Raw genomic sequence first — 22,592 nt, 5'->3', positions numbered from 1 at the left:
CCGTCTTCCCGGCAAGCCATTGCACAACGCTGTGCAAAGGCGGATGCTGCCGACATGGCGACAGAAACCGAGTTCTCCCTGAAAGGCTTGACGGACACGGCGCGACGCCACATCCGGCTGTTTCAGATACACCAGTTTCTTGACCGTTTTGCCATGGGCCTCACCGTGGCTGTCGCCGCGCTTGCGTTGACGGATCGTGGCATGGACCTCTTCCAGATTTCGCTGCTCTTCGGCGTTTACTCGCTCACCACCATGGCGATGGAACTGCCATTCGGCGGATTGGCCGACGGCATTGGCCGCAAGCCGGTTTTCCTCGCGGCGGTCGTGGCCAGTTTGATTTCGCTGGCGCTTTTTCTGTCGTCGAGCGACTTCCGTGTTCTGGCTCTTTCGTTCGCCCTCATCGGCTTCGGACGCGCGCTCCGGTCGGGCACGCTTGATGCCTGGTTTGTCGAAACCTTCAAAGCCGCTGCGCCAAATGTTGATATCCAACCCGCGCTCGCAAAGGCGCAATGGGCCAATGCCATGGGTCTCGCGGTCGGAGCCGTTTTTGGCGGTCTGCTGCCAGATGCGTTCGGCATGACAGCGTTGAAGTATGGGCTCAGCATCTATGACGTGTCTTATGCTGCAAGCTTCGCCGCGATGGTCGGCGTCTTGATCTACACCCTGTTCGCCATCGCCGAAGAACCGCGTCCGCTGAACCTGCATGCACTCAGAGACGGGTTCGCCAAGGTCCCGTCGGTGATTTCCGAGGCCGGTCTTCTTGCGCTGAGACATCCGACACTGTCGATACTGTTGTCGGCTCTGGCGTTATTCCTGATGGCGACAAATCCGGTCGAGGTGATCTGGCCGACCTATGCCAGGCCGATGCTGGACGAGGGCTACGCCAACACTGTCATCGGTGCCCTGACGGCGGGTTACTTTTTCGCAATCGCCTTTGGTGCGTCGCTGTCGCCTCATGTCAGCCGGATATTCAGGCGCCGCCACGCCGTCACGCTGGCGGCGATCTTTGCATCGCTCGCAGCCGCTCAACTGGCCTTGGCGATACAGGGCGGCATCGCCGGGTTTGTCGGCGCCTTTGTCCTCTATTCCGTGATCCTCGGAGCAAGCGAGACGCCTGCAAGCAGCATCCTGCACCGCTGCGTGGAGGATCGGCAAAGGTCTACCATGCTGTCACTCCGATCCCTCGTCCAGCAACTCGGGGCCGCGACAGGGCTGGTCATGGCAGGAGCCTTGGCCGACATATACTCCACATCCGTTGCTTGGGGCGTCGGCGCCATCTTTCTGCTGGCGGCAATGATCCTGAGCTTGGTGCTAGCCAAACGACTGGCCGCCGGAGCCGAATAATTGATGTCCGGACGGAATGCTGCATCTGCCGCAGCCGGATTGAACCGCGCCGCGCAGAGCCGTATCACCCTGCGCATCACAAAGTCAGCCCCCTCAAAGCCTCCGGCGCACCGTTACGGGGCGACCCGGCAGGGTCAGCCGGGCGTCATTGCGGGCCTGTTCCGACACGACCTTGCCTTTCGAAATCACGCAGAGCCGATCCGGGCGCAAGCGCAGCGCTTCGGTCGGGGTGGCGGCATCCAGCACCACCAGCGAGGCCATGCCGCCGGGGCGCAGGCCGTAGCCCTCCAACCCCATGATCGCCGCGTTATGTTCCGTGACCATAGTGAAGCAGCGCGCCATTTCGGCCGGGTGGGTCATCTGCGCGACATGCAGCCCCATGAAGGCCACGTCCAGCATGTCGGCGGTGCCGAGGCTATACCATGGGTCCAGCACGCAATCCTGCCCCCAGCCAACGGTAATGCCCATGGCCTGCATTTCCTTCACCCGCGTCAGCCCGCGTCGCTTGGGGAAGGTATCGTGCCGCCCTTGCAGGGTGATGTTGATCAGCGGATTGGGAATGGCGGTCATCCCGCTTTCCGCAATCAGCGGCAGCAGCTTGGACACATAGTAATTGTCCATCGAATGCATCGAGGTCAGGTGACTGCCCGCCGCCCGCGCGCCCAAGCCATGCCGGGTGACCTCGGCCGCCATGGTTTCCACATGGCGGCTATGGGGGTCGTCGGTCTCGTCGCAATGAATATCCAGCATCAGCCCGCGTTCGGCGGCGATGCGCGCCACATCCTGCACGCTGTCGGCGCCTTCCTGCATGGTGCGTTCAAAATGCGGGATGCCCCCCACCACATCGCAGCCCATGTCCAGCGCGCGGATCAGGTTTTCACGGCCCTTGGGCGCGCGATACAGACCATCCTGCGGAAAGGCCACCAATTGCAGGTCCAGATAGGTGGCGACGCGGCGCTTCACCTCCAGCATCGCCTCCACCCCGCGCAGATGGTCGGGCGTGGTATCGACATGGGTGCGGATCGCCAGCAGGCCCGTTGAGACCGCCCAGTCGCAATAACGCACGGCACGGGTGACCATTTCGTCAACCGTCGCGATCTCGCGCAATTCACCCCAGAGGCTGATCCCTTCCAGCAGCGTGCCTGAGGCGTTCACCCGCGGCAGCCCGTAGCTGAGCGTCGCATCCATGTGGAAATGCGGGTCCACGAAGGGCGGGCTGACCAGATCGCCGGTGGCGTCGATCACGCGGCCCGCCTCAGCCTCCAGCCTCCCGACGGCGGCGATGCGATCGCCGGTGATGCCGATATCGGCCACCGTCCCGTCAGGCAGCGTGCCGCCCTTGACCAGAATGTCGAACATCAGCGTTCCCCTTTACGATATGGCACCATCAGCGCGGCAGGCACCTCGGCCCGGCGCGACATCAGGATCAGCGCGAGGATGGACAGAAGATAGGGCGCCATCAGGAACGCCTGATAGGGCAGATGCGCGCCCAAGGGCGTCTGTTGCAGACGGATTTGCAGCGCATCGAAGGCCGCGAACAGCAGCGCCCCCAGCACGGCCTTGCCGGGCCTCCACGCACCGAACACCACCAGCGCGATGCAGATCCAGCCGCGCCCGTTGACCATTTCAAAGAAGAAGGACGAAAAGGCCGAAAGCGTCAGGAAACTGCCGCCCACCGCCATCAGGCCGGACCCCACGATCACCGCCCCCATGCGCAGCCCGGTGACGGAAAGCCCCTGCGCCTCTACCGCCGCGGGGTTTTCGCCCGCCGCGCGGACTGCAAGGCCCAGCGGCGTGCGGAACAGCACGAATCCCACCAGCCCCGCACAGATCAGCGCCGCCCAGGTCAGCGCGGTTTGCTGGAACAGCACCGGGCCAAAGAAGGGGATGTCGGACAGGACCGGCAGATCCATCGGCGCGAAGGGGGTGATCTTGGGCGGGCTGGTCACCTCGGGCAGCGCCAGCCGATAGGCGAAATAGCTGGTCGAGGTCGCCAGCATGGTGACGCCCAGCCCCACCACATGCTGCGACAGGCCGAAGGGCACGGTCAGCGTGGCGTGCAACAGGCCGAACAGCATCCCCGCCGCCATCGCCGCCGTGACGCCCAGCCACAGCGGCGCCCCCAGATAGACGGCCATCCAGCCCGCAAAGGCGCCGATGACCATGATCCCTTCGATGCCAAGGTTCAGCACGCCCGCGCGTTCGCAGATGAGTTCGCCCATCGTGGCGAAGATGAGGGGCGAGGCGATGCGAATGGCGGCAGCCCAGAAGCTGACCGATAGCAGGATGTCGAAAAGATCGCTCATTTCCACACCACCCGATAGCGTGTCAGCATCAACGCCAGCACCATGAACAACAGCGCCGTCGCCAGCAGCATGTCGGCAATATAGGTGGGCACGCCTGCGGCACGGCTCATGCTGTCTGACCCCACGAAGATCGCAGCGACGAACAGCGCCGACAGAACCACGCCCAGGGGATGCAACAGCGCCAGCATGGCGACGATGATGCCCGTATAGCCAAAGCCTGGCGACAGATCCGATGACAGATGCCCCTTCAGCCCCGCCACCTCGGACCAGCCGGCCAGTGCGGCAAGACCGCCGGACAGAAGGGCAGTCTTCACCAGAACCACATTCACCGGCATCCCGGCAAAACGCGCGGCCTCACGGTTCTGGCCGACGGCGCGCATCTCAAAGCCCAAGGTGCTACGGGTCTGGATCACCCAGACGGCCACTGCCGCGATCAGCGCCAGCGCGAATCCCCAATGCAGCCGCAGGCCATCGACAATCCGAGGCAGCCGCGCCTCTTTCACCAGCGCGGCGGATTTGGGCCAGCCCATGCCCATCGGGTCTTTCATCGGGCCTTCCAGCAGATAGCTGACGAACAGCAGCATGACAAAGTTCAAAAGCAGCGTCGTCACCACCTCGTCCACGCCCAGCCGGGTTTTCAGCATGACGGGCCCCAGCAGCACCAGCGCCCCCGCCAGCATCGCGGCCAGCGCGGAAACCGGCAGCACCAGCGGCGCGCCCAGCACCCCGGTGCCCAGCAGCACGGCGACGATGGCGCCTGCGTAAAGCTGCGCCTCGGCGCCGATATTCCACAGCTTTGCGCGGAAGGCGACGGCGACGGCAAGGCCGGTAAAGATCAGCGGTGTCGCGCGGTTCAGCGTCTCTAGGGCCGCGAATTTCGACCCGACCGCGCCCTTGGCGATCAGGCCCAGCGTTGCCAGCGGGTTGGCCCCCGCGATCAGTGCCAGCATCATGGCGACCGCGATGGTCGCCAGCAGTGCCAGCGCGGGCAGGCCGATCTGGCGCCGCAGCGAGGGGGCGGCAATTGGGTCAAGCCGCATGGTCGAACCCCTGACCGGCCATCCACAGCCCCAGTTCCGCCGCCGTCTTGCTTCCACGCGGGAAGCCGGGCGACAGCCGCCCTTCGGACATCACATGTATCACATCGGCCAGTCCCATGATCTCGTCCAGATCCTCGGAAATCAGCAGAACCGCCGCGCCGCCGTCGCGCGCCGCGATCAGCCGCGATTGCACATAGGCGATGGCGCCGACATCAAGGCCGCGCACCGGCTGGTTCGCCAGAATGATCTTTGGCCCGGGTTCCAGCACGCGGCCCAGGATCAGCTTTTGCATGTTCCCCCCCGAGAGCAGCCGGATCCGCGCGCCCGGCCCGGGGCAGCGCACGTCATAGGCGGCGATGATGCCTTGGGCAAAACCCTCGGCCGCTCGCCAGTCCATCAGCCCGGCCTTGCTGAACCCGGGTTGCCAATACCCCTCCAGCACGGCGTTTTCGGTCAGGGTGAAATCGGCAATGGTGCCGGTCTTGTGGCGGTCCTCGGGGATGCGGGCGATGCCTTGGCGGATCGCCTCGCGCGGGGACCAGCGGGCCAGCGGGCCATCCATTGTCACGCTGCCCGAACCGGGCAGGATCAGCCCGGAAATCAGATCGGCGAGCGCCGCCTGCCCGTTGCCCGATACGCCTGCCAGACCGACAATCTCGCCCGCCCGTAGATCCAGCGTCACGCGCTTCAGCCCCGGCGCAGCGCCCTTGTCCGGCGTCGTCACCCCGTCCAGCCGCATCAGCACCTTGCCCGCAGTTGCGGGTCGTGCTTCGGGCAGCGCAATTTCACCGCCCACCATCATCGCGGCCAGTGCGGCGCCTGAGGTTTCCGCCGTCGTCACCTCGCCCACCACCTTGCCATGACGCAGGACAACGCAGCGGTCGGCAATGGCCATGACCTCATGCAGCTTGTGGCTGATGAACAGGATCGAAAGCCCCTGCGCGATGGCGCGGCGCAGCGTGGCGAACAGCGCCTCGGCCTCTTGCGGTGTCAGGACGGCGGTGGGTTCATCCAGAATCAGGATGCGGGCATCGCGGTAAAGCGCCTTCAGGATCTCGACCCGCTGCCGTTCGCCCACGGTCAGGCTGCCGACCCGCGCATCGGGGTGCACCGCCAGCCCGAAATCGCGGCTGAGGCGGTCAACCCGCGCGCGCGCCGCCGCGCGCGAGGCACCGCGCGACAGCAGGCTTTCGGTGCCGAGGCGGATATTGTCCAGCACGGTCAGATTGTCGGCCAGCGTGAAATGCTGGTGCACCATGCCCACGCCCGCCGCCAGCGCGGCGCGCGGATTGCCGGGCGAGAGCGGTTGGCCGAACACCTCCACCCGCCCGTCATCGGCCACATAATGCCCGAACAGGATGTTCATCAGCGTGGTCTTGCCAGCACCGTTTTCGCCCAGCAGCGCCACGACCTCACCCCGCCGCAGCGTCAGGCTGATCGCGTCATTCGCCGTCAACGCGCCAAAGCGCTTGGTGATGCGGTCCAGCCGCATCACCACATCGCGTGGATCGGTCACGACGATTTCGGCTCGGTATCGTCGATGGCCACGGTGAAGGAGCCATCCTTGATCGCGGCTTCCTTCTCGGCCACCAGCTTCATCGCGGCCTCGGGCACCTTGCCTTCAAACGTGCCAAGCGGCGCGAGCGAACAGCCGCCCGCCTTCATGAAACTGTAGACTCCGTAGTTATCGGCCTTGAAACTGCCAGCCCTGATCGCCTCCAGCGCCGCGTTCAGGGTGGGTTCAAAGTGCCACAGCGCCGAGGCGACGACGGTATCGGGGTAATCGGCCTGCGTGTCGATCACGTTGCCGATGGCCAGAGCGCCCTTCTCTTTCGCCGCATCCGACACGCCAAAGCGTTCGGCGTAAAGCAGGTCGGCGCCGCCGTCGATCATGGCGAAGGCGGTTTCCTTGGCCTTCGGTGGATCAAACCACGAGCCGATGAAGCTGACCTGGAATTTCGCATCCGGCCGGGTTTCGCGCGCGCCCGCCATGAAGGCGTTCATCAGCCGGTTCACCTCGGGGATGGGGAAGCCGCCCACCATGCCGATGCTGCCCGTCTGGGTCATTGCGCCTGCGATGATGCCCGACAGGTAAGAGGCGTCCTGAATATAGTTGTCGAACACGGCCAGATTCGGCACCGCCTCGTCCGGCATGAAGCTGGAGCCGAGCAGGAATTTCACATCCGGGTATTCGGCGCAGACCTCGCGCGCCTCGGCCTCGGCGCCGAAGATCTCGCCCACGATCAGATTGACGCCGCTTTCGCAATATTCGCGCATGACGCGCGGGTAATCGGTGTTGGCGACGTTTTCGGTATAGGTGTAGTCCACCCCGCCCGCCGCCTTGGCGGCCTCGGCCGCAATATGGATGCGGCTGACCCATTGTTGTTCCACCGGCACCGTATAGATGCCCGCGATCTTGATGGTCTCCTGCGCAAAGGCGTGGCGGGGCAGCGCCAGCCCCATGGCCGCCGCCCCCGCGCCCAGCATCAGGCCGCGCCGGGTGGTGCCGAACATTACCTTGGTCATGTGAAACTCCCTGGGTGATTTGTTTTGACCAAACGGTAAAGCCTTGTCACGATTCGTCACAAGGCCCGTGACCGGCTGAGTCGTCTTGCAGCCTGTTCCCTGACGCTGCGGCAGCCGTCACACAAATAATATGCACAAATTTTAGGCGTTTTCTGCATCCTTCCCACTGCTGCGGGCGTTTTCGCCGCAGGTCCCCCGCGACGGATGACGACGGGCAGGGCACTCGGCAGCCGGGTTTTGCGCAAGAAAGCCTGCACCGCAGGCTCTTTCATAAAACTGTCACACAACTCTTACATAGCAGTCACACGGCTCCGCTACCTCGGCCTCAAGGACGCGAGCGGCGTCCCGCTAGCGGTCCACGAGACCAACAAGGAGCCAGGATATGACCCTGATGAAACTCACCGCCTCGACCATCGCAATTGCCGCCGTGTCGGCCACCGCCGCCATGGCCCGCGACAATATCCAGATCGCCGGTTCCTCGACCGTGCTGCCCTATGCCACCATCGTTGCCGAAGCCTTCGGCGAAAACTTCGACTTCCCGACCCCGGTCGTCGAAGGTGGCGGTTCGGGCGCTGGCCGCAAGAAACTGTGCGAAGGCGTGGGCGAAAACACCATCGACATCGCCAACTCCTCATCGCGCATCAAGCAGTCGGACATCGACCTGTGCAAGACCAATGGCGTCGAAGAAATCATGGAAGTCCGCATTGGCTATGACGGGATCGTCTTTGCCAGCGACATCGGTGGCCCCGACTTCGCTTTCACCCCGGCCGACTGGTATAATGCCCTCGCCGCCGAAGTCGTGAAGGATGGCCAGCTGGTTCCGAACACCGCGAAAACCTGGGCCGACGTGAATGCCAACTTCCCGGCACAGGACATCCTGGCCTTCATCCCCGGCACCAAGCACGGCACCCGTGAAGTGTTCGACGTGAAGGTTCTGGAGGCGGGCTGCAAGGCTTCCGGTGCCGAAGAAGCTCTGGTTGCGGCCAAGGGCGAAGAGGACGGCAAGAAAGCCTGCCTCGCGCTGCGCACCGATGGCCTGTCGGTTGACATCGACGGCGACTACACCGAAACGCTGGCCCGCATCGCGGCCAACAAGAATGCCATCGGCGTGTTTGGCCTGTCGTTCTACCAGAACAACACCGACAAGCTGAAAGTGGCGACCATGGATGGCGTGGTTCCCTCGACCGAATCGATCGCCTCGGGCGAATACCCGGTGTCGCGCCCGCTGTTCTTCTATGTGAAGAAAGCCCACCTCGGCGTGATCCCCGGCCTGAAGGAATACATCGAGTTCTTCGTGTCGGACGACATGGCTGGCCCGGAAGGCCCGCTGGCGGCCTACGGCCTCGTGTCGGACCCGGAACTGGCGAAAACTCAGGAAGCCGTGGCCGCCGAAACCCCGATGGGCGCGCTGAACTGATCTGAAGATCCGGGGTGGCGCCGCTCCCGCGCCACCCCGTTTTCCTGCCAAACCCTTTCTCTTGCCAGGCGAAAGCGACATGAGCATCGGCCTTATCACCCTCATCGTGCTGGGCCTCGCGGTCCTCGGGTTCATCCTCGGGCGACAGCGGGCCCTTTCCGCCGTCAAGGGCGACCCGCGCACGCTCCATTCCTTGCCAGGCTATTATGGCTGGTCCGTATTTCTTTTCACTGCGGTTCCCGCACTGCTGTTGCTGGTCACCTGGGCCTTCGTGCAGCCCATCGCTCTCAATTCCCACGTCTCGGCTATGGTCCCCGAGGCGGATGTCGCAAGCTATGGCAGCACGCAGCTGGTGATGGCCGATGTGCGGCGCATCGCCGATGGCCTTGATGCCGTTGCGCGCAAGGCCGGGCTGGACGAGGTCGGGCTGGAAGCCATGCGCGCCGACCTGACCGACATGCGCGGCCGTCTGGCCGAAGTCGGCGTGGCGCTGGGGTCCAATGTGGTGCCTTCGGTGCTGGATGCCGCCAAGGAATACCGCAGCCTTTCGGGCGAATTGCGCCTTGCCATGAGCATCGCGGTGCTGCTGGCGGCGGTTGCCGGGCTGCTGTTCGCGCTTTGGCGCATCAACCCGAAGCAACGCGCCCGCAATCTGGTGGAACAGTTCACGCTGGTCCTGCTGGCCGGCTGTTCGCTGATCGCGGTTGCCACCACCTTCGGCATCGTCTTCTCGCTGGTCATCGAAAGCGTGCATTTCTTCAAGCTTTACGACTTCCGCGACTTCTTCTTCTCGATGACATGGAACCCGCAGTTCCGTGGCGGGTCTGATCTGGGCCTTTGGCCGCTGGTCTGGGGCACGCTTTACGTCTCGTTCATCGCGCTGCTGGTTTCGGTGCCTGTCGGGCTGATGGCCGCCATCTACCTGTCGGAATATGCCGGCAAGAAGGTGCGCGCCTTCGCCAAGCCCGCGATCGAGATCCTCGCCGGGATCCCGACCATCGTTTACGGTCTCTTTGCCCTGATCACTGTCGGCCCCTTCCTGCGCGACTGGTTCGCACAGCCGCTGGGGCTTGGTTCGTCCTCCTCCTCGGTGATGACGGCAGGTCTGGTCATGGGCATCATGCTGATTCCCTTCGTCTCGTCCCTGTCGGATGACATCATCAACGCCGTGCCGCAGTCGATGCGCGACGGCTCGTTCGGGCTGGGCGCCACCCAGTCGGAGACGGTGAAACAGGTCATCCTGCCGGCCGCGCTTCCGGGCATCGTCGGCGCCATCCTGCTGGCCGCAAGCCGCGCCATCGGGGAAACCATGATTGTGGTCATGGGGGCCGGTGCCGCCGCCAAGCTTGACCTCAACCCTTTCGAGGCGATGACCACCGTGACGGTGAAGATCGTCAGCCAGCTGACCGGCGACACCGAATTCGCCAGCCCTGAAACGCTGGTGGCCTTCGCCCTTGGCCTGACCTTGTTCTGCTTCACCCTTGCGCTCAACGTCGTCGCACTGGTGATCGTGCGGAAATACCGGGAGCAATACGAATGACCGACGCCACTTCGCAAACCGGCCTGCCCGGCGCGCAACCGCGCAAGTCGCTGCATGCGGCAGATGCCCGCACCCGCCGCCGCAATGCCTCCGAAGCCCGCTTCCGCTTTTTCGGGGCTGCCGCCATCGCCATCTCGATCCTCGCTCTGATCGTGCTGCTGACCTCGGTGCTGGGCAATGGCCTGAGCGCCTTCCGTCAGACCTTCATCACCATGCCGGTCGCTCTGGATGCCAAGGTGCTGGACAAATCCGGCACCGGCGACATCGAGGTAATGAAGAAGGTCACCACCATCGGCTATGCCAAGGTGATCGAAAAAGCCCTGACCGCCGCGCTTGCCGAAAAGGGCATCGCCACGGACGGGCTGGATGCCAAGCAGATTTCCGGCCTGTTGTCGCAGGAAGCCGCCGCCAGCCTGCGCAATCAGGTGCTGGCCGATCCTTCGATGGTCGGGCAGACGGTGGATGTGAAACTTCTGGCCAATGGCCGGGTGGACGGCTTCTTCAAGGGCCGCGTCACCATGGACAGCGCGAAACTGGACAGCAACATTTCGCCCGAGCAACTTGAACTGGCGCTGAAGATGCGCGAGGCGGGGCTGATGTCGGTGTCCTTCAACTCCGGCTTCCTGTTCGGCGGCGATGCCTCCGAACTGCGCCCCGAGGCGGCGGGCCTTGGTGTCGCCATCCTCGGTTCGGCCTATATGATGCTGATCGTGCTGGTGCTGGCGCTGCCCATTGGCGTGGCCGCCTCGATCTATCTTGAGGAATTCGCGCCGAAGAACAAATGGACCGACCTGATCGAGGTGAACATCTCGAACCTCGCCGCCGTGCCGTCCATCGTCTTCGGTATCCTGGGTCTCGCCATCTTCATTAACTTCATGGGCCTGCCGCAATCCGCACCCATCGTGGGCGGCCTTGTGCTGACGCTGATGACGCTGCCGACCATCATCATCGCCACCCGTGCGGCGCTGAAGGCGGTGCCGCCTTCGATCCGCGACGCGGCGCTGGGGATCGGCGCCTCCAAGATGCAGGCGATCACCCATCACGTCCTGCCGCTGGCCATGCCCGGCATCCTGACCGGCACGATCATCGGTCTGGCACAGGCGCTTGGCGAAACCGCGCCGCTGCTGCTGATCGGCATGGTGGCCTTCGTGCGCGAGTTTCCGGGCGCGCCGCCGGAAGGCTTCTTCGATCCGGCCTCGGCCCTGCCCGTGCAGGTCTACAACTTCACGCAGCGCGCCGATCCGGCCTTCGTGGAACGCGCCTCCGGTGCCATTATCGTGCTGCTGGTCTTTCTTCTTCTGATGAACGCGGTCGCCATCCTGCTGCGCCGCCGCTTCGAACGCCGCTGGTAAGGGGCTGAACAAATGAACGATATGCGTATTGCCGACAGAACCGTGTCCACCGACACCGCCAAGATGACCGCGCGGGGCGTGCAGGTCTATTACGGTGAGAACCACGCGCTGAAGGATGTCGATATCGACATCCTCGGCGGCACGGTGACCGCCTTCATCGGCCCCTCGGGCTGCGGGAAATCGACCTTCCTGCGCTGCCTGAACCGGATGAACGACACCGTGGCCGTGGCCCGCGTGCTGGGCGAGATCAAGCTCGACGGCGAAGACATCTATGACAAGGCCGTCGATCCGGTGACGCTGCGCGCCCGCGTCGGTATGGTGTTCCAGAAGCCGAACCCCTTCCCCAAGTCGATCTACGACAACGTGGCCTACGGCCCCAAGATCCACGGCCTGACCAAATCCAAGGCCGAGCTGGATCAGGTGGTGGAAACCTCGCTGAAGAAGGCGGCGCTGTGGAACGAGGTGAAGGATCGCCTCCACGCCCCCGGCACCGGCCTGTCGGGAGGCCAGCAACAGCGTCTTTGCATCGCCCGCGCCATCGCCACCTCGCCCGAGGTGCTCTTGATGGACGAACCCTGCTCGGCGCTGGACCCCATCGCCACCGCCCAGGTCGAGGAGCTGATCGACGAGCTGCGCAGCCAGTTCTCGGTGGTGATCGTCACCCACTCGATGCAGCAGGCCGCCCGCGTCAGCCAGCGCACGGCCTTCTTCCACCTCGGCAATCTGGTGGAATACGGCGAGACCGGCCAGATCTTCACCAATCCGCAAGACCCGCGGACTGAATCCTACATCACCGGCCGGATCGGCTGACGGAGGACGCAATGAACACCGAAAAACACATCGTCTCGTCCTTCGACCGTGATCTTGAAGGCGTGCAGGCCATGGTCATGAAGATGGGCGGGCTGGTCGAAGCCGCCATGCTGGACGCGGCCGAGGCGCTGGATACCCGCGACGTCGAACTGGCCGCCCGTGTGCGGCGCGGCGACAAGGTGATCGACGAGCTGGAAGAACGCATCCACGAGGAATGCGCCCGGCTGATCGCCCTGCGCGCACCCACCGCGTCGGACCTGCGCACCGTGCTGACCGTCATGCGTATCGCCGCCAACCTTGAACGCTGTGGCGATTATGCCAAGAACCTCGCCAAACGGGTGCCCGTTCTGAACGAGATGGCGATGGTGGCCGGTGCCACCGGCTCGATCCGTCGGATGACGAAAACCGTGGTGCTGCTGCTGAAAGACGCGCTGGACGCCTACATCATGCGTGACGCGCACATGGCGCAGGACGTGCGGATGCGCGATCAGGAAGTGGACCAGATGTATAATGCCATCTTCCGCGAGTTCCTGACGCATATGCTGGAAGACACCCGCAATATCTCGGCCTGCATGCACCTGCATTTCATCGCCAAGAACATCGAGCGGGTGGGCGACCATGCGACCGGCATCGCGGAACAGGTGATCTATCTGGTGACCGGCGCCATGCCCGACGAGGAGCGTCCGAAAGACAGCGCGATCCCTTCCATCGGGACCGAGGCAGGCTAAGCCATGGCAGGACAGGATCAGCCCGCCGTTCTTCTGGTCGAGGACGAACCCGCGCAGCGCGAGGTTCTGGCCTACAACCTTGAGGCAGAAGGCTTTCGCGTGGTGCAGGCCGCCGATGGCGAGGAAGCCATGATGCTGGTGGACGAGGCGCAGCCCGACATCATCATTCTCGACTGGATGATGCCCAACCTTTCGGGGATCGAGGTTTGCCGTCGGCTGAAGATCCGCCCCGAAACCCGGTCAATCCCGATCATCCTGCTTTCGGCCCGCGCCGAAGAGGTGGACCGGGTGCGCGGGTTGGAAACCGGCGCCGACGATTACGTCATCAAGCCCTACTCCGTGCTGGAACTGATGGCGCGGGCACGGGCGCAGTTGCGCCGCGTCCGCCCCTCCACCGCCGGGGTAGTGCTGGAATATGATGACATCCGGCTGGACCCGGAAACCCACCGCGTCTACCGGGCGGAGAAGGTGCTGAAGCTTGGCCCGACCGAGTTTCGCCTGCTGACCACCTTCATGGAAAAGCCCGGCCGGGTCTGGAGCCGCGAGGCGCTGCTGGACCGCGTCTGGGGCCGCGACATCTATGTCGATACCCGGACGGTGGATGTGCATATCGGCCGTCTGCGCAAATCGCTGTGCCAGTTCGGCGGCGACGATCCGCTGCGCACGGTGCGCGGCGCGGGTTACGCCTTGGGCTGACAGGCGGGGAAACAAACGGGCGGCGGCCTTGCGGGGCGGCCGCCCGTTTTGCATTTCGGGTTGCAAGCGGTGGATTTTCCGGCCCTGATCGGTGCGCAAGACAGCAGGGAATGCCACAGATGTCCGATCCTGACCGCGCCTATGCCAATGGGGCTTTCATTCCGGGGGCTGATGCCTTTCCGCCCCGGTGGGAGGCTACCGCCCGCGACTTTCGCGCAGCACTTGGCGCGCGGGCGGAATGCGGCCTGCCCTATGGCCCGGCCCCGCGCCAGCGGTTCGATCTGTTCCTGCCCGAAACCACGCCGCGCGGGCTGCTGGTCTTTGTCCATGGCGGTTACTGGATGGTCTTCGGGCGCGAAAGCTGGTCGCATCTGGCGGCGGGCGCGCTGGCGCGCGGCTGGGCCTGCGCCATGCCTTCTTACACGCTCGCCCCCGAGGCGCGGATTTCCACCATGACGCAGGAGGTTGCCGCCGCCTGCTCTGCCATCGCCGCGCGACTGCCCGGCCTGCCTATGGTGGTGACCGGCCATTCCGCAGGCGGGCATCTGTCGGCCCGCATGGGCTGCGCCGACATTGCCCTGCCCGGCCTTGTGCGCGTCGTGCCAATCTCGCCTCTGGCCGATCTGGCGCCCCTGCTGGCAACGACGATGAACAAGACCCTGCATCTGGACCAGGAAGAAGCACAGGCCGAAAGCCCGGCCTTCCTGCCGCTTCGCGCCGGAGTGGCGGCGCATGTCTGGGTCGGCGCGCAGGAACGCCCCGCCTTCCTGTGGCAGGCGCGCGTCCTGTCCGAGGAATGGGATTGCCCATGGACAGCCGATCCGGGCCGCCATCATTTCGATGTGATCGACGCGCTGGCCGATCCGGCTTCGGCGCTTTGCGCGGCCTGCATGGACGGGATCTGAGCTGCGCGAATTTTCCGCAGAAGGCAGTTGTAATCACGGCGCGGTTATTATATTCATTTTTATGAATGTGAAATCCGAGGCCCCAATGCTGCTGCGCTCTGTCCTGCTCGCCACGCTTCTGGCCAGCCCCCTCGCCGCCACCGCCCAACCGCTTGTCCCGGTGCAGGTGACTGAATGGAAACCCGTCTACGGCCGGATCGAGGCCAAGGACCGCCTGCCCGCCCGCGCCCGCATCGGCGGCACGCTGGTCGAACTGACCGTGGCCGAGGGCGATCTGGTTGCGGCTGGTCAGCCGCTGGGCCGCATCGTCGATGACAAGCTGAACTTCCAGCTTGCCGCCGTGCAGGCGCAGATCGAGGCGCTGAAAGCCCAGCTTTCCAACGCCGAAACCGAATTGCAGCGCGGCGAGGACCTGCTGAAACGCGGTGTCACCACCGCGCAACGGCTTGATGCGCTGCGCACTCAGGTTGATGTGGTGAAAGGCCAGATCGACGCGCAGACGGCGCAGGCCCGCGTGCTGGAACAGCAGCAGGCCGAAGGCACCGTCATCGCCCCGGTGGCGGGGCGGGTGCTGTCGGTGCCGCAGGCAGCCGGTGCCGTGGTCATGCCGGGCGAGGCGGTGGCCACCATCGGCGGCGGCGGCTTCTTCCTGCGCATCGCCGTGCCGGAACGCCATGCCGCGCATCTGGAACAGGGGGCCGCCATCACCATCGAAACGCCCGCAGGCGAATCGCAAGGCACGCTGGCCCGCATCTACCCGCTGATCGAAAATGGCCGCGTGGTGGCAGATGTCGAGGTCGCGGGCCTTCCCGACACTTTCGTCGATGCCCGTGTCGTGGTGCGGCTGCCCGTGGGCAAGCGCATGGCACTTCTGGTGCCTGCTGATGCGGTCTCCACCCGCTCGGGCCTTGATTTCGTGACGGTGAAGACCGCCGAAGGCACCGAGGACCGCACGGTCGTTCCCGGCCAGCATCACCTGATCGACGGTGCCGAGATGATCGAGATTCTCTCGGGCCTGCATGAAGGCGACGAGATCGGAGCCGCGCAATGAGCCAGAAACTCGGGATTGCCGGGGGCCTGACGCGGGCCTTCATCGGCTCGGCGCTGACGCCGCTGTTCATCCTTGCCGCGCTGGCGGTGGGGCTTGTCGCGCTCATCTCGCTGCCGCGCGAGGAAGAGCCACAGATTTCGGTGCCGATGATCGACATTCTGGTCACCGCACAGGGCCTGAAGGCCGAGGACGGGGTGAAGCTGGTCACCGAACCGCTGGAAACCATCGTCAAGGGCATCAACGGGGTCGAACACGTCTATTCGCAGACCCGCGACGATGGCGCCATGGTGACGGCCCGGTTCCTGACCGGCACGCCGTCCGATTCCGCCATCCTGCGCGTGCATGAAAAGCTGCGTGCCAACATGGACCGCATCCCCGTTGGCATCCCCGAACCGCTGGTGGTCGGGCGCGGCATTGATGATGTGGCCATCGTGTCACTGACGCTGTCGCCCAAACCGGGCGCCGCCATGACACCCGCCGACCTGACCCGCATCGCCCGCGAACTGCGCTCCGAGGTCGCCAAGACCGAGGATGTCGGCCTCACCTACCTGGTGGGCGAGGCGACCGAGGCCATCCGCATCGCGCCCGACCCGGACCGGCTGGCGCTGTATGGCGTGACGCTGCAACAGCTTGTCGGCAAGGTGCAGCAGGCGAACCGGGCAATGAATACCGGCAAGCTGCGCGATCAGGGGCAGGAGATCGACCTTGTGGCGGGGGAAACCCTCACCGCCCCGGCCGAAGTGGCGAACCTTTTGCTGACCACCCGCGACGGCCGCCCGGTCTATGTGGCCGATGTGGCGGATGTGGCCTATGTGCCCGATACCGGCGACACGCTGGTCAGCCATATCACCCGCAACGCCGACGGCAGCCTGAACCGTGCCCCCGCCGTAACGCTGGCCGTGGCGAAACGCGCTGGCGCCAATGCCGTGGTGGTGGCCGAGGCGATCCTGCACCGCGTCGAAAGCCTTGAAGGCCGACTGATCCCTGAGGATGTGCAGGTCACCATAACCCGCGATTACGGCGAGACGGCGAATGAAAAGGCCAATGAACTGCTGTTCCACCTTGGCCTTGCCACCATCTCGATCATCGGGCTGGTGCTCCTGGCGATCGGCTGGCGCGAAAGCATCGTGGTGGCCATCGTCATTCCGGTGACGATCCTGCTGACGCTGTTTGCCGCATGGATCATGGGCTACACACTGAACCGCGTCAGCCTGTTCGCGCTGATCTTCTCCATCGGCATTCTGGTCGATGACGCCATCGTGGTGATCGAAAACATCGCGCGGCACTGGGGCATGGGGGACGGTCGCTCGCGCCCGCAGGCCGCCATCGACGCGGTGGCCGAGGTGGGTAACCCCACCATCGTCGCCACGCTGACCGTTGTGGCAGCGCTGCTGCCCATGCTGTTCGTCAGCGGGCTGATGGGGCCCTATATGTCGCCCATCCCGGCCAATGCCTCCGCCGCGATGATCTTTTCCTTCTTCGTCGCCGTCATCATCACACCCTGGCTGATGGTCAAGATCGCCGGCAAGGCGCCGGTGCATGGCCATGATGCAGGTGGCCACGGCACCCCCGGCGGAAAGCTGGGCGCGGCTTTCGCCAGCGTGGCGCGGCCTCTGCTCAAAACCAAGGCGCGCAGCCTGACCTTCCTGCTGGTCACCGCGGCGCTGTCCTTCGGCTCGCTCGCACTCCTTTACACCAAGGATGTGACGGTGAAGCTTCTGCCCTTCGACAACAAGTCGGAACTGTCGGTCACCATCGACCTGCCGGAAGGCAGCAGCCACGAGGCGACCGACCGCGTGGCGCAGGATGTGGCGCGTGTGGTCATGGGACTGCCCGAGGTGATTTCGGTCGAGACCCATGCCGGGACGGCGGCGCCCTTCAACTTCAACGGTCTGGTGCGCCATGCCTATGTGCGCAATTCGCCTGAACTGGGCGAGGTGCAGATCCTGCTCGCGCCCAAGGGCGACCGCGACCGCACCAGCCATGACATCGCGCTGGACATCCGCCAGAAGCTCGCCGCCATCGACATGCCTGCGGGCACGGTGCTGAAAACGGTGGAACCGCCGCCCGGCCCGCCGGTCATGGCGACCCTGCTGGCCGAGGTCTATGGCCCGACGCCGGAAATCCGCCGCGAGGCCGCCGCGAAGATCCGCGCCGCCTTTGAACAGGTGCCCTATATCGTCGATGTGGATGACAGCTATGGCACCGCCGCGCGGCGGCTGCGGGCCACGATCTCGACCGACGATCTGGAGTTCTTCTCGGTGCAGGAAAGCGATGTCTTCGACACGCTGGCGCTGCTGAACGCCGGGCAGACGGTGGGTTATTCGCATCGCGGCGACGGGCGGCAGGCGCTGCCCATCGTGATTGAGCGGGACAAATCCGACCGGGTGCTGGACGAACGCTTCCTGTCCACCCCCATCCCCGCCAACACCCTGCCCGGCGCGCGCGGGGTGGTGGAACTGGGCGATGTGGTCCGCATCCGTGAGGAACAGGCCAGCTTCCCGATCTTCCGCCACAACGGCCGCGCGGCCGAGATGGTGACGGCCGAGCTTGCCGGGGATTACGAGGCGCCACTTTACGGCATGCTCGCCGTCGCCGATGCGGTGGAGAAGATGGACTGGCCCGAGGGGATGAAGCCCGAGATCAGCCTGCATGGCCAGCCTGAGGATGAAAGCCATGTCACCCTGCTGTGGGATGGCGAGTGGGAGGTCACCTTCGTCACCTTCCGCGACATGGGGGCGGCCTTCGCGGTGGCGCTGCTGGGCATCTATATCCTCGTCGTGGCGCAGTTCGGCAGCTTCCGGCTTCCGCTGGTGATCCTGACACCGATCCCGCTGACCTTCCTTGGCATCATGGCGGGGCATCTGATCTTTCACGCACCATTCAGCGCGACCTCGATGATCGGCTTCATCGCCCTTGCCGGGATCATCGTGCGCAACTCGATCCTGCTGGTGGATTTCATCCGCCACGGACCCAGCGATGTGGGGCCGGTGGAGTTGCTGATCCAGGCGGGCGCCATCCGGTTCAAGCCGATCCTGCTGACCGCCATCGCGGCGATGATCGGGGCGGTGGTGATCCTTGCGGACCCGATCTTTCAGGGTCTTGCCATCTCGCTGCTGTTCGGGCTGCTAAGCTCCACCCTGCTGACGGTTCTGGTGATCCCGGCGATCTACCGCGTGTTCAAGACCTGATAACCGCACCAGTGGCGGCAAGGGGGGGCAGTTGCGCCCCCCTTTTTTCATGGCCTCAGATCACCTCGATCCAGTCGCGCAGCGCCGACAGCGTGCTGATGCCCTGAATGTGGATACTGCCCGCCTGCCCGAAATCCAGCTCGACCGAGGCGCCAAGGTCATGACCCCAGCGCGCGACGATCTGACCCGCAGTCTTGCCCCCGACCATTGAAAGTATACTGTCGTCCAGCCACAGCCGGTCTCCCTCGCGCCCGTCGAAGTCGCGGATGCTGTCATCACCGCCGGTAAAGACAAAGCGGTCGGCGCCCGATCCGCCAATCAGGATATCGTCGCCCGTTCCGCCGTCCAGCGTATCGCGCCCTGCACCGCCTATCAGAAGATCATCGCCGCCGCCGCCGATCAGCCAGTTCGCCGCGCTGTTGCCGGTGAGGCGATCATCGCCCGCCGCGCTGCGAATGCCTTCGATCCCGGCCAACAGATCGACGCCCTCGGCGGTGGATTGCGGGCGGGTCAGTGACAGGTTCACCGTGACATCGCGGCGGGTGGTATAGATCACCCAGTCAAAACCGCCGCCCCCGGACAGCGTATCGCCCCCGCCGCCGCCCGTCAGGGTATCATTGCCATTGCCACCGATCAGCAGGTCGCTGCCGGTGCGCCCGATCAGCCGGTCCGCACCCGCGCCACCCTCCAGCAGATTGTCACGCGCATTGCCGGTCAGCCGGTCAGCCCCGGTGCCGCCACGCAAGCCTTCGATGCTCGACAGCCGGTCGGCGCCATGGCCCGCAATATCCTGCGCGCCCTTTTGCGCCAGCGAAACCGTGACACCACGCTTGCCGGAATAGACCGCGACATCCATGCCCGCCCCGCCTTGCAGCCGGTCATCGCCCGGCCCGCCGCCCAGCACATCATTGCCGGCACCGCCACGCAGACGGTCATTGCCACCGCGCCCGATCAGCGTGTCATTGCCCTGCATCCCGTCCAGCCGGTTTGCCGCCGCATCGCCGGACAGCCGATCCCCGCCCGATCCGCCGCGCAGCGCCTCGATACCAGACAGCAGATCCCGGCCCAGCCCGGTTTCCTGTGTGGCGGCAATCGACAGATCAACCCTCACCGCCACCGATCCGGCATATAGCGCCCAGTCGAAGCCCGAGCCGCCGCTGATCGTATCATCCCCCTCGCCCCCCCGTCAGCCAGTCGGCGCCATCACGACCGTCCAGCAGGTCATTTCCGCCATCACCGTCGATCCGGTTTGCCTTGTCATCGCCGCGCAGCCGGTCATCGCGCCAGCCGCCGCGCAGGTTCTCGATCCCCTCCAGCCAATCTCGGCCGCGCCCGCCGGTGTTCTGCCAGCCGGTCAGGGCCAGATCGACCCGCACCTCGGCACGACCCGCATACCAGGCCCAATCCGCCCCCTTGCCACCGATCAGCCAGTCGTCGCCGTCATCGCCCACCAGCGTATCGGCCCCCGCGCCACCCTCCAGCCGGTCGTTGCCATCGGCGCCGTCCAGCAGATCGGCGCCACCTCCGCCATATAGCGCGTTGCCCGAAACGTCGCCGGTGACGTTATCGGCGTGGCGGCTGCCCTCGACCTCCTCGATCCCGCGCAGCACATCGCCCGCCGCCCCGCCCGCGTTCTGCCCGGCCACGGCCAGATTGACTACAATCCCCTGCCGTGCGGTGGCATAGCTGGCCCGGTCGCGCCCGCTGCCACCTGACAGCGTGTCAGCCCCGGCACCGCCATCCAGCGTATCAGCGCCAGCGCCGCCTTCCAGCAGGTCATCGCCCCCCGCACCGGCGAGCAGGTCATTGCCATCGCCACCATCCAGCCGGTTCGCCCGATCATCGCCGCGCAGGGTATCGTCAAAACGGCTGCCCGCCAGATGTTCGATCCCGTCATAGCGGTCGCCCTGTGCCGCGCCACCGCCGCCCCGGCTCAGATCGGCCAGAACCGCAGCCGCCATCCCTCCGTAATCGACCAGATCACGCCCACCGCCACCGATCAGCAGATCACCACCGGCCGAGCCTTCCAGCGTGTCATCCCCCGCGCCCCCGGTCAGCGTTTCGGACCGACCCGCGCCGGACAGGCGTTGCCCGGCCACCACGGTCGGCGCCACCACATGCCAGAGCCCGAAGAAATCCGACGAGGAAAAGATCGCCGGGTCGATACTGCGCCCGTCGGCGCTGTAGACATAAAGTGCCTCGTCGCCCCAGCGGATGACGACACAGCCCGCCCGCTCTTTCATCGGCAGCACCTCGACTGAATAGATACGGCCCCATCCGGAAAGATCCAGACGGTCCTCGCCGGGAGTGAAATCGCGGATGATGTCGGTTTCTCCATCGGCGGCCAGCACAAAGACATCGGCACCGGCGCCACCGCGCATCTCGTCCGCGCCGCCACCATCAAAAAGAATGTCGTCGCCCGCCCCACCTGACAGGGTGTCATCCCCGCCCATCCCGGCGATCAGGTCGTTGGCCGTGCCGCCCTCCAGCACCTTACCCTGACCCGAGCCGCGCAGTTCCGGGGCCAGCTTGCCGGGATCAACGCTGATCCGGTGCAGGCCGCTGCCCTCGCCCGCCACCACCAGTTCGATCCTGCCGCCGACCACCATCGCCTCGATTGCCGTGATGTTATCCAGCGCGAGGCTGTCGTCCTTCAGCAGGTTTCCGGCATGGACCAACCGCCCGTCAGGCAGCAGCACAAAGGCCGAAAGCCCCTCATCCGCGCCGCCTGCGAACAGGAATACCCGGTCCCGCACCACCGCCGTTGCAATGGCCTGAACGGATTGAAAGCGGGTCTCCAGCGTGTCGATGACATGATCGGTCAGTGCCGCGACCCCCTTGTCATCGACCCGGATGACCGACAGCGACGACGACCCCGCCCCGGCGACGAACAGCCATTGCTTGCCGCCCGCCTCGGCCAATGCCAGCGCGGAAGGTGTGGAAATGCCCATTCCGGCCGAGGCACCGATGGTGCTGGTGGCCTTCAAAGTGCCTGACGCCGTGACCTGCCAGACCGTCACACCGTCCGACAGGTTCGAAAGCGATACGAGAAAGGTTCTGGCCCCGCTGCGCATCACCTCCAGCGCCGCGACCTCGACCGCCTGTTCCGCGCCCGCAAGCGACACGGCATGGCGCAGCACCATGCGACCCGCACCATCCACGGCCCAAAGCTGCAACTGCCCGCTGCTCTGCCCGGCAATGGCGGCGAAAGTCTGCCCCTGACGGGCAAAGAAAGCTTGCGCCGTCTGTATTCCGTCCGGCCCGTCCTTCAGGCCAAGCCAGCGGTCGATGCCGCCCGCCTCGCCCAGCCAGTAGGCCCCCGGCCTTGTGCCCCAGCCCCCGGTCCAGACAAGGATAGGCCCGCCATCCAGATCGACCTGCGACAGCTTGGGCGGCGCAGACATCCATGTGCCGGTCGGCAATTCCTGCTGATCGATCAGCCGAAGCCCGGCACCATTGCTTGTCAGTTCCAGCGCAAGGATGCCCCCTCCTGCACGGGTTGTCGTATAGACATGCACGGCGCCATCCACGACGCGCGCGCAAATATCGGTAATCCCCGCAATCATCTGCGAGGCTGCGGCCCGGAACGAGCCGATGACCCTGAACCCCAGCACCTCTTCCCCACACACCACATGTCACACCCACGGTCAGGATGCGGGCAAGGTGCTGAGCCGGGGCTTAATGAA

Annotated in this window: 17 protein-coding genes; 10 read left to right on the top strand and 7 right to left on the bottom strand. The window is 65.2% G+C overall.

Annotated elements, in window-relative coordinates:
• Positions 1-54 precede the first annotated feature (54 nt).
• A complete protein-coding gene (locus D2N39_RS10515) occupies positions 55-1,344 on the top strand; it encodes an MFS transporter (RefSeq protein ID WP_119134744.1) in 1,290 nt (429 codons plus the stop codon).
• A 93-nt stretch (positions 1,345-1,437) separates the two neighbouring features.
• Here the strand turns inward: D2N39_RS10515 and D2N39_RS10510 are convergent, their stop codons facing one another.
• Genes D2N39_RS10510 through D2N39_RS10490 form a run of 5 tightly spaced genes read right to left on the bottom strand, consistent with a single transcriptional unit; the run spans position 1,438 to position 7,216 of the window.
• A complete protein-coding gene (locus tag D2N39_RS10510) occupies positions 1,438-2,703 on the bottom strand; it encodes an amidohydrolase family protein (protein WP_119134743.1) in 1,266 nt (421 codons plus the stop codon).
• Positions 2,703-3,650, bottom strand: coding sequence for an ABC transporter permease (locus D2N39_RS10505; protein ID WP_119134742.1), 948 nt, complete (start codon positions 3,648-3,650; stop codon positions 2,703-2,705). The genes D2N39_RS10510 and D2N39_RS10505 overlap by 1 nt, the downstream gene beginning before the upstream one ends.
• Complete coding sequence (locus D2N39_RS10500; protein ID WP_119134741.1) at positions 3,647-4,690, bottom strand: ABC transporter permease; 1,044 nt, start codon at positions 4,688-4,690, stop codon at positions 3,647-3,649. The genes D2N39_RS10505 and D2N39_RS10500 overlap by 4 nt, the downstream gene beginning before the upstream one ends.
• Positions 4,680-6,182 (bottom strand): ABC transporter ATP-binding protein, encoded by a 1,503-nt coding sequence (locus D2N39_RS10495; RefSeq protein WP_407645564.1) that lies wholly within the window; start codon positions 6,180-6,182, stop codon positions 4,680-4,682. The genes D2N39_RS10500 and D2N39_RS10495 overlap by 11 nt, the downstream gene beginning before the upstream one ends.
• Positions 6,183-6,202: 20 nt before the next feature.
• A complete protein-coding gene (locus D2N39_RS10490; protein ID WP_199725236.1) occupies positions 6,203-7,216 on the bottom strand; it encodes a BMP family protein in 1,014 nt (337 codons plus the stop codon).
• A 382-nt stretch (positions 7,217-7,598) separates the two neighbouring features.
• Between D2N39_RS10490 and D2N39_RS10485 the strand changes: the two genes are divergently transcribed.
• The 9 genes from D2N39_RS10485 (at position 7,599) to D2N39_RS10445 (ending at position 18,906) form a co-directional block, all read left to right on the top strand.
• Entirely contained in the window at positions 7,599-8,633 is a 1,035-nt protein-coding gene (locus tag D2N39_RS10485) for a substrate-binding domain-containing protein (RefSeq protein WP_119134739.1), read from the top strand.
• A 79-nt stretch (positions 8,634-8,712) separates the two neighbouring features.
• Positions 8,713-10,173 carry a phosphate ABC transporter permease subunit PstC gene (gene pstC, locus D2N39_RS10480; RefSeq protein WP_119134738.1) on the top strand — a complete coding sequence of 487 codons (1,461 nt, stop codon included), beginning with the start codon at positions 8,713-8,715 and terminating at the stop codon, positions 10,171-10,173.
• Positions 10,170-11,525, top strand: coding sequence for a phosphate ABC transporter permease PstA (pstA, locus tag D2N39_RS10475; RefSeq protein WP_119134737.1), 1,356 nt, complete (start codon positions 10,170-10,172; stop codon positions 11,523-11,525). Before pstC ends, pstA begins: the two co-directional genes overlap by 4 nt.
• A gap of 12 nt (positions 11,526-11,537) precedes the next feature.
• The gene (gene pstB / locus D2N39_RS10470) at positions 11,538-12,335 is read left to right on the top strand and encodes a phosphate ABC transporter ATP-binding protein PstB (protein WP_119134736.1); all 798 of its coding nucleotides are present in this window, start codon (positions 11,538-11,540) and stop codon (positions 12,333-12,335) included.
• An 11-nt stretch (positions 12,336-12,346) separates the two neighbouring features.
• The gene (gene phoU / locus D2N39_RS10465; RefSeq protein WP_119134735.1) at positions 12,347-13,063 is read left to right on the top strand and encodes a phosphate signaling complex protein PhoU; all 717 of its coding nucleotides are present in this window, start codon (positions 12,347-12,349) and stop codon (positions 13,061-13,063) included.
• Positions 13,064-13,066: 3 nt separating this feature from the next.
• Positions 13,067-13,759: a phosphate regulon transcriptional regulator PhoB gene (phoB, locus tag D2N39_RS10460; protein WP_119134734.1), complete on the top strand. Its 693-nt coding sequence runs from the start codon at positions 13,067-13,069 to the stop codon at positions 13,757-13,759.
• A gap of 110 nt (positions 13,760-13,869) precedes the next feature.
• On the top strand, positions 13,870-14,664 hold the full coding sequence (locus tag D2N39_RS10455; protein WP_119134733.1) for an alpha/beta hydrolase: 795 nt from the start codon (positions 13,870-13,872) through the stop codon (positions 14,662-14,664).
• A gap of 88 nt (positions 14,665-14,752) precedes the next feature.
• A complete protein-coding gene (locus D2N39_RS10450; protein ID WP_407645563.1) occupies positions 14,753-15,715 on the top strand; it encodes an efflux RND transporter periplasmic adaptor subunit in 963 nt (320 codons plus the stop codon).
• Entirely contained in the window at positions 15,712-18,906 is a 3,195-nt protein-coding gene (locus D2N39_RS10445) for an efflux RND transporter permease subunit (protein ID WP_119134732.1), read from the top strand. Before D2N39_RS10450 ends, D2N39_RS10445 begins: the two co-directional genes overlap by 4 nt.
• A 55-nt stretch (positions 18,907-18,961) precedes the next feature.
• Here D2N39_RS10445 and D2N39_RS10440 read toward each other — a convergent pair whose 3' ends face one another.
• Positions 18,962-20,017, bottom strand: a complete 1,056-nt coding sequence (locus D2N39_RS10440; RefSeq protein ID WP_147373467.1) for a calcium-binding protein — start codon at positions 20,015-20,017, stop codon at positions 18,962-18,964.
• Between the two features lie 55 nt (positions 20,018-20,072).
• Entirely contained in the window at positions 20,073-22,520 is a 2,448-nt protein-coding gene (locus D2N39_RS10430) for a calcium-binding protein (protein ID WP_119134730.1), read from the bottom strand.
• Positions 22,521-22,592: the final 72 nt, after the last annotated feature.

Origin of the sequence: Gemmobacter lutimaris, from assembly GCF_003570715.1 — a bacterium.
GTDB classification, from domain to species: domain Bacteria; phylum Pseudomonadota; class Alphaproteobacteria; order Rhodobacterales; family Rhodobacteraceae; genus Gemmobacter; species Gemmobacter lutimaris.
The sequence above is the reverse complement of the archived record's forward strand: the minus strand, read 5'-3'. Positions and strand labels throughout refer to the sequence as shown.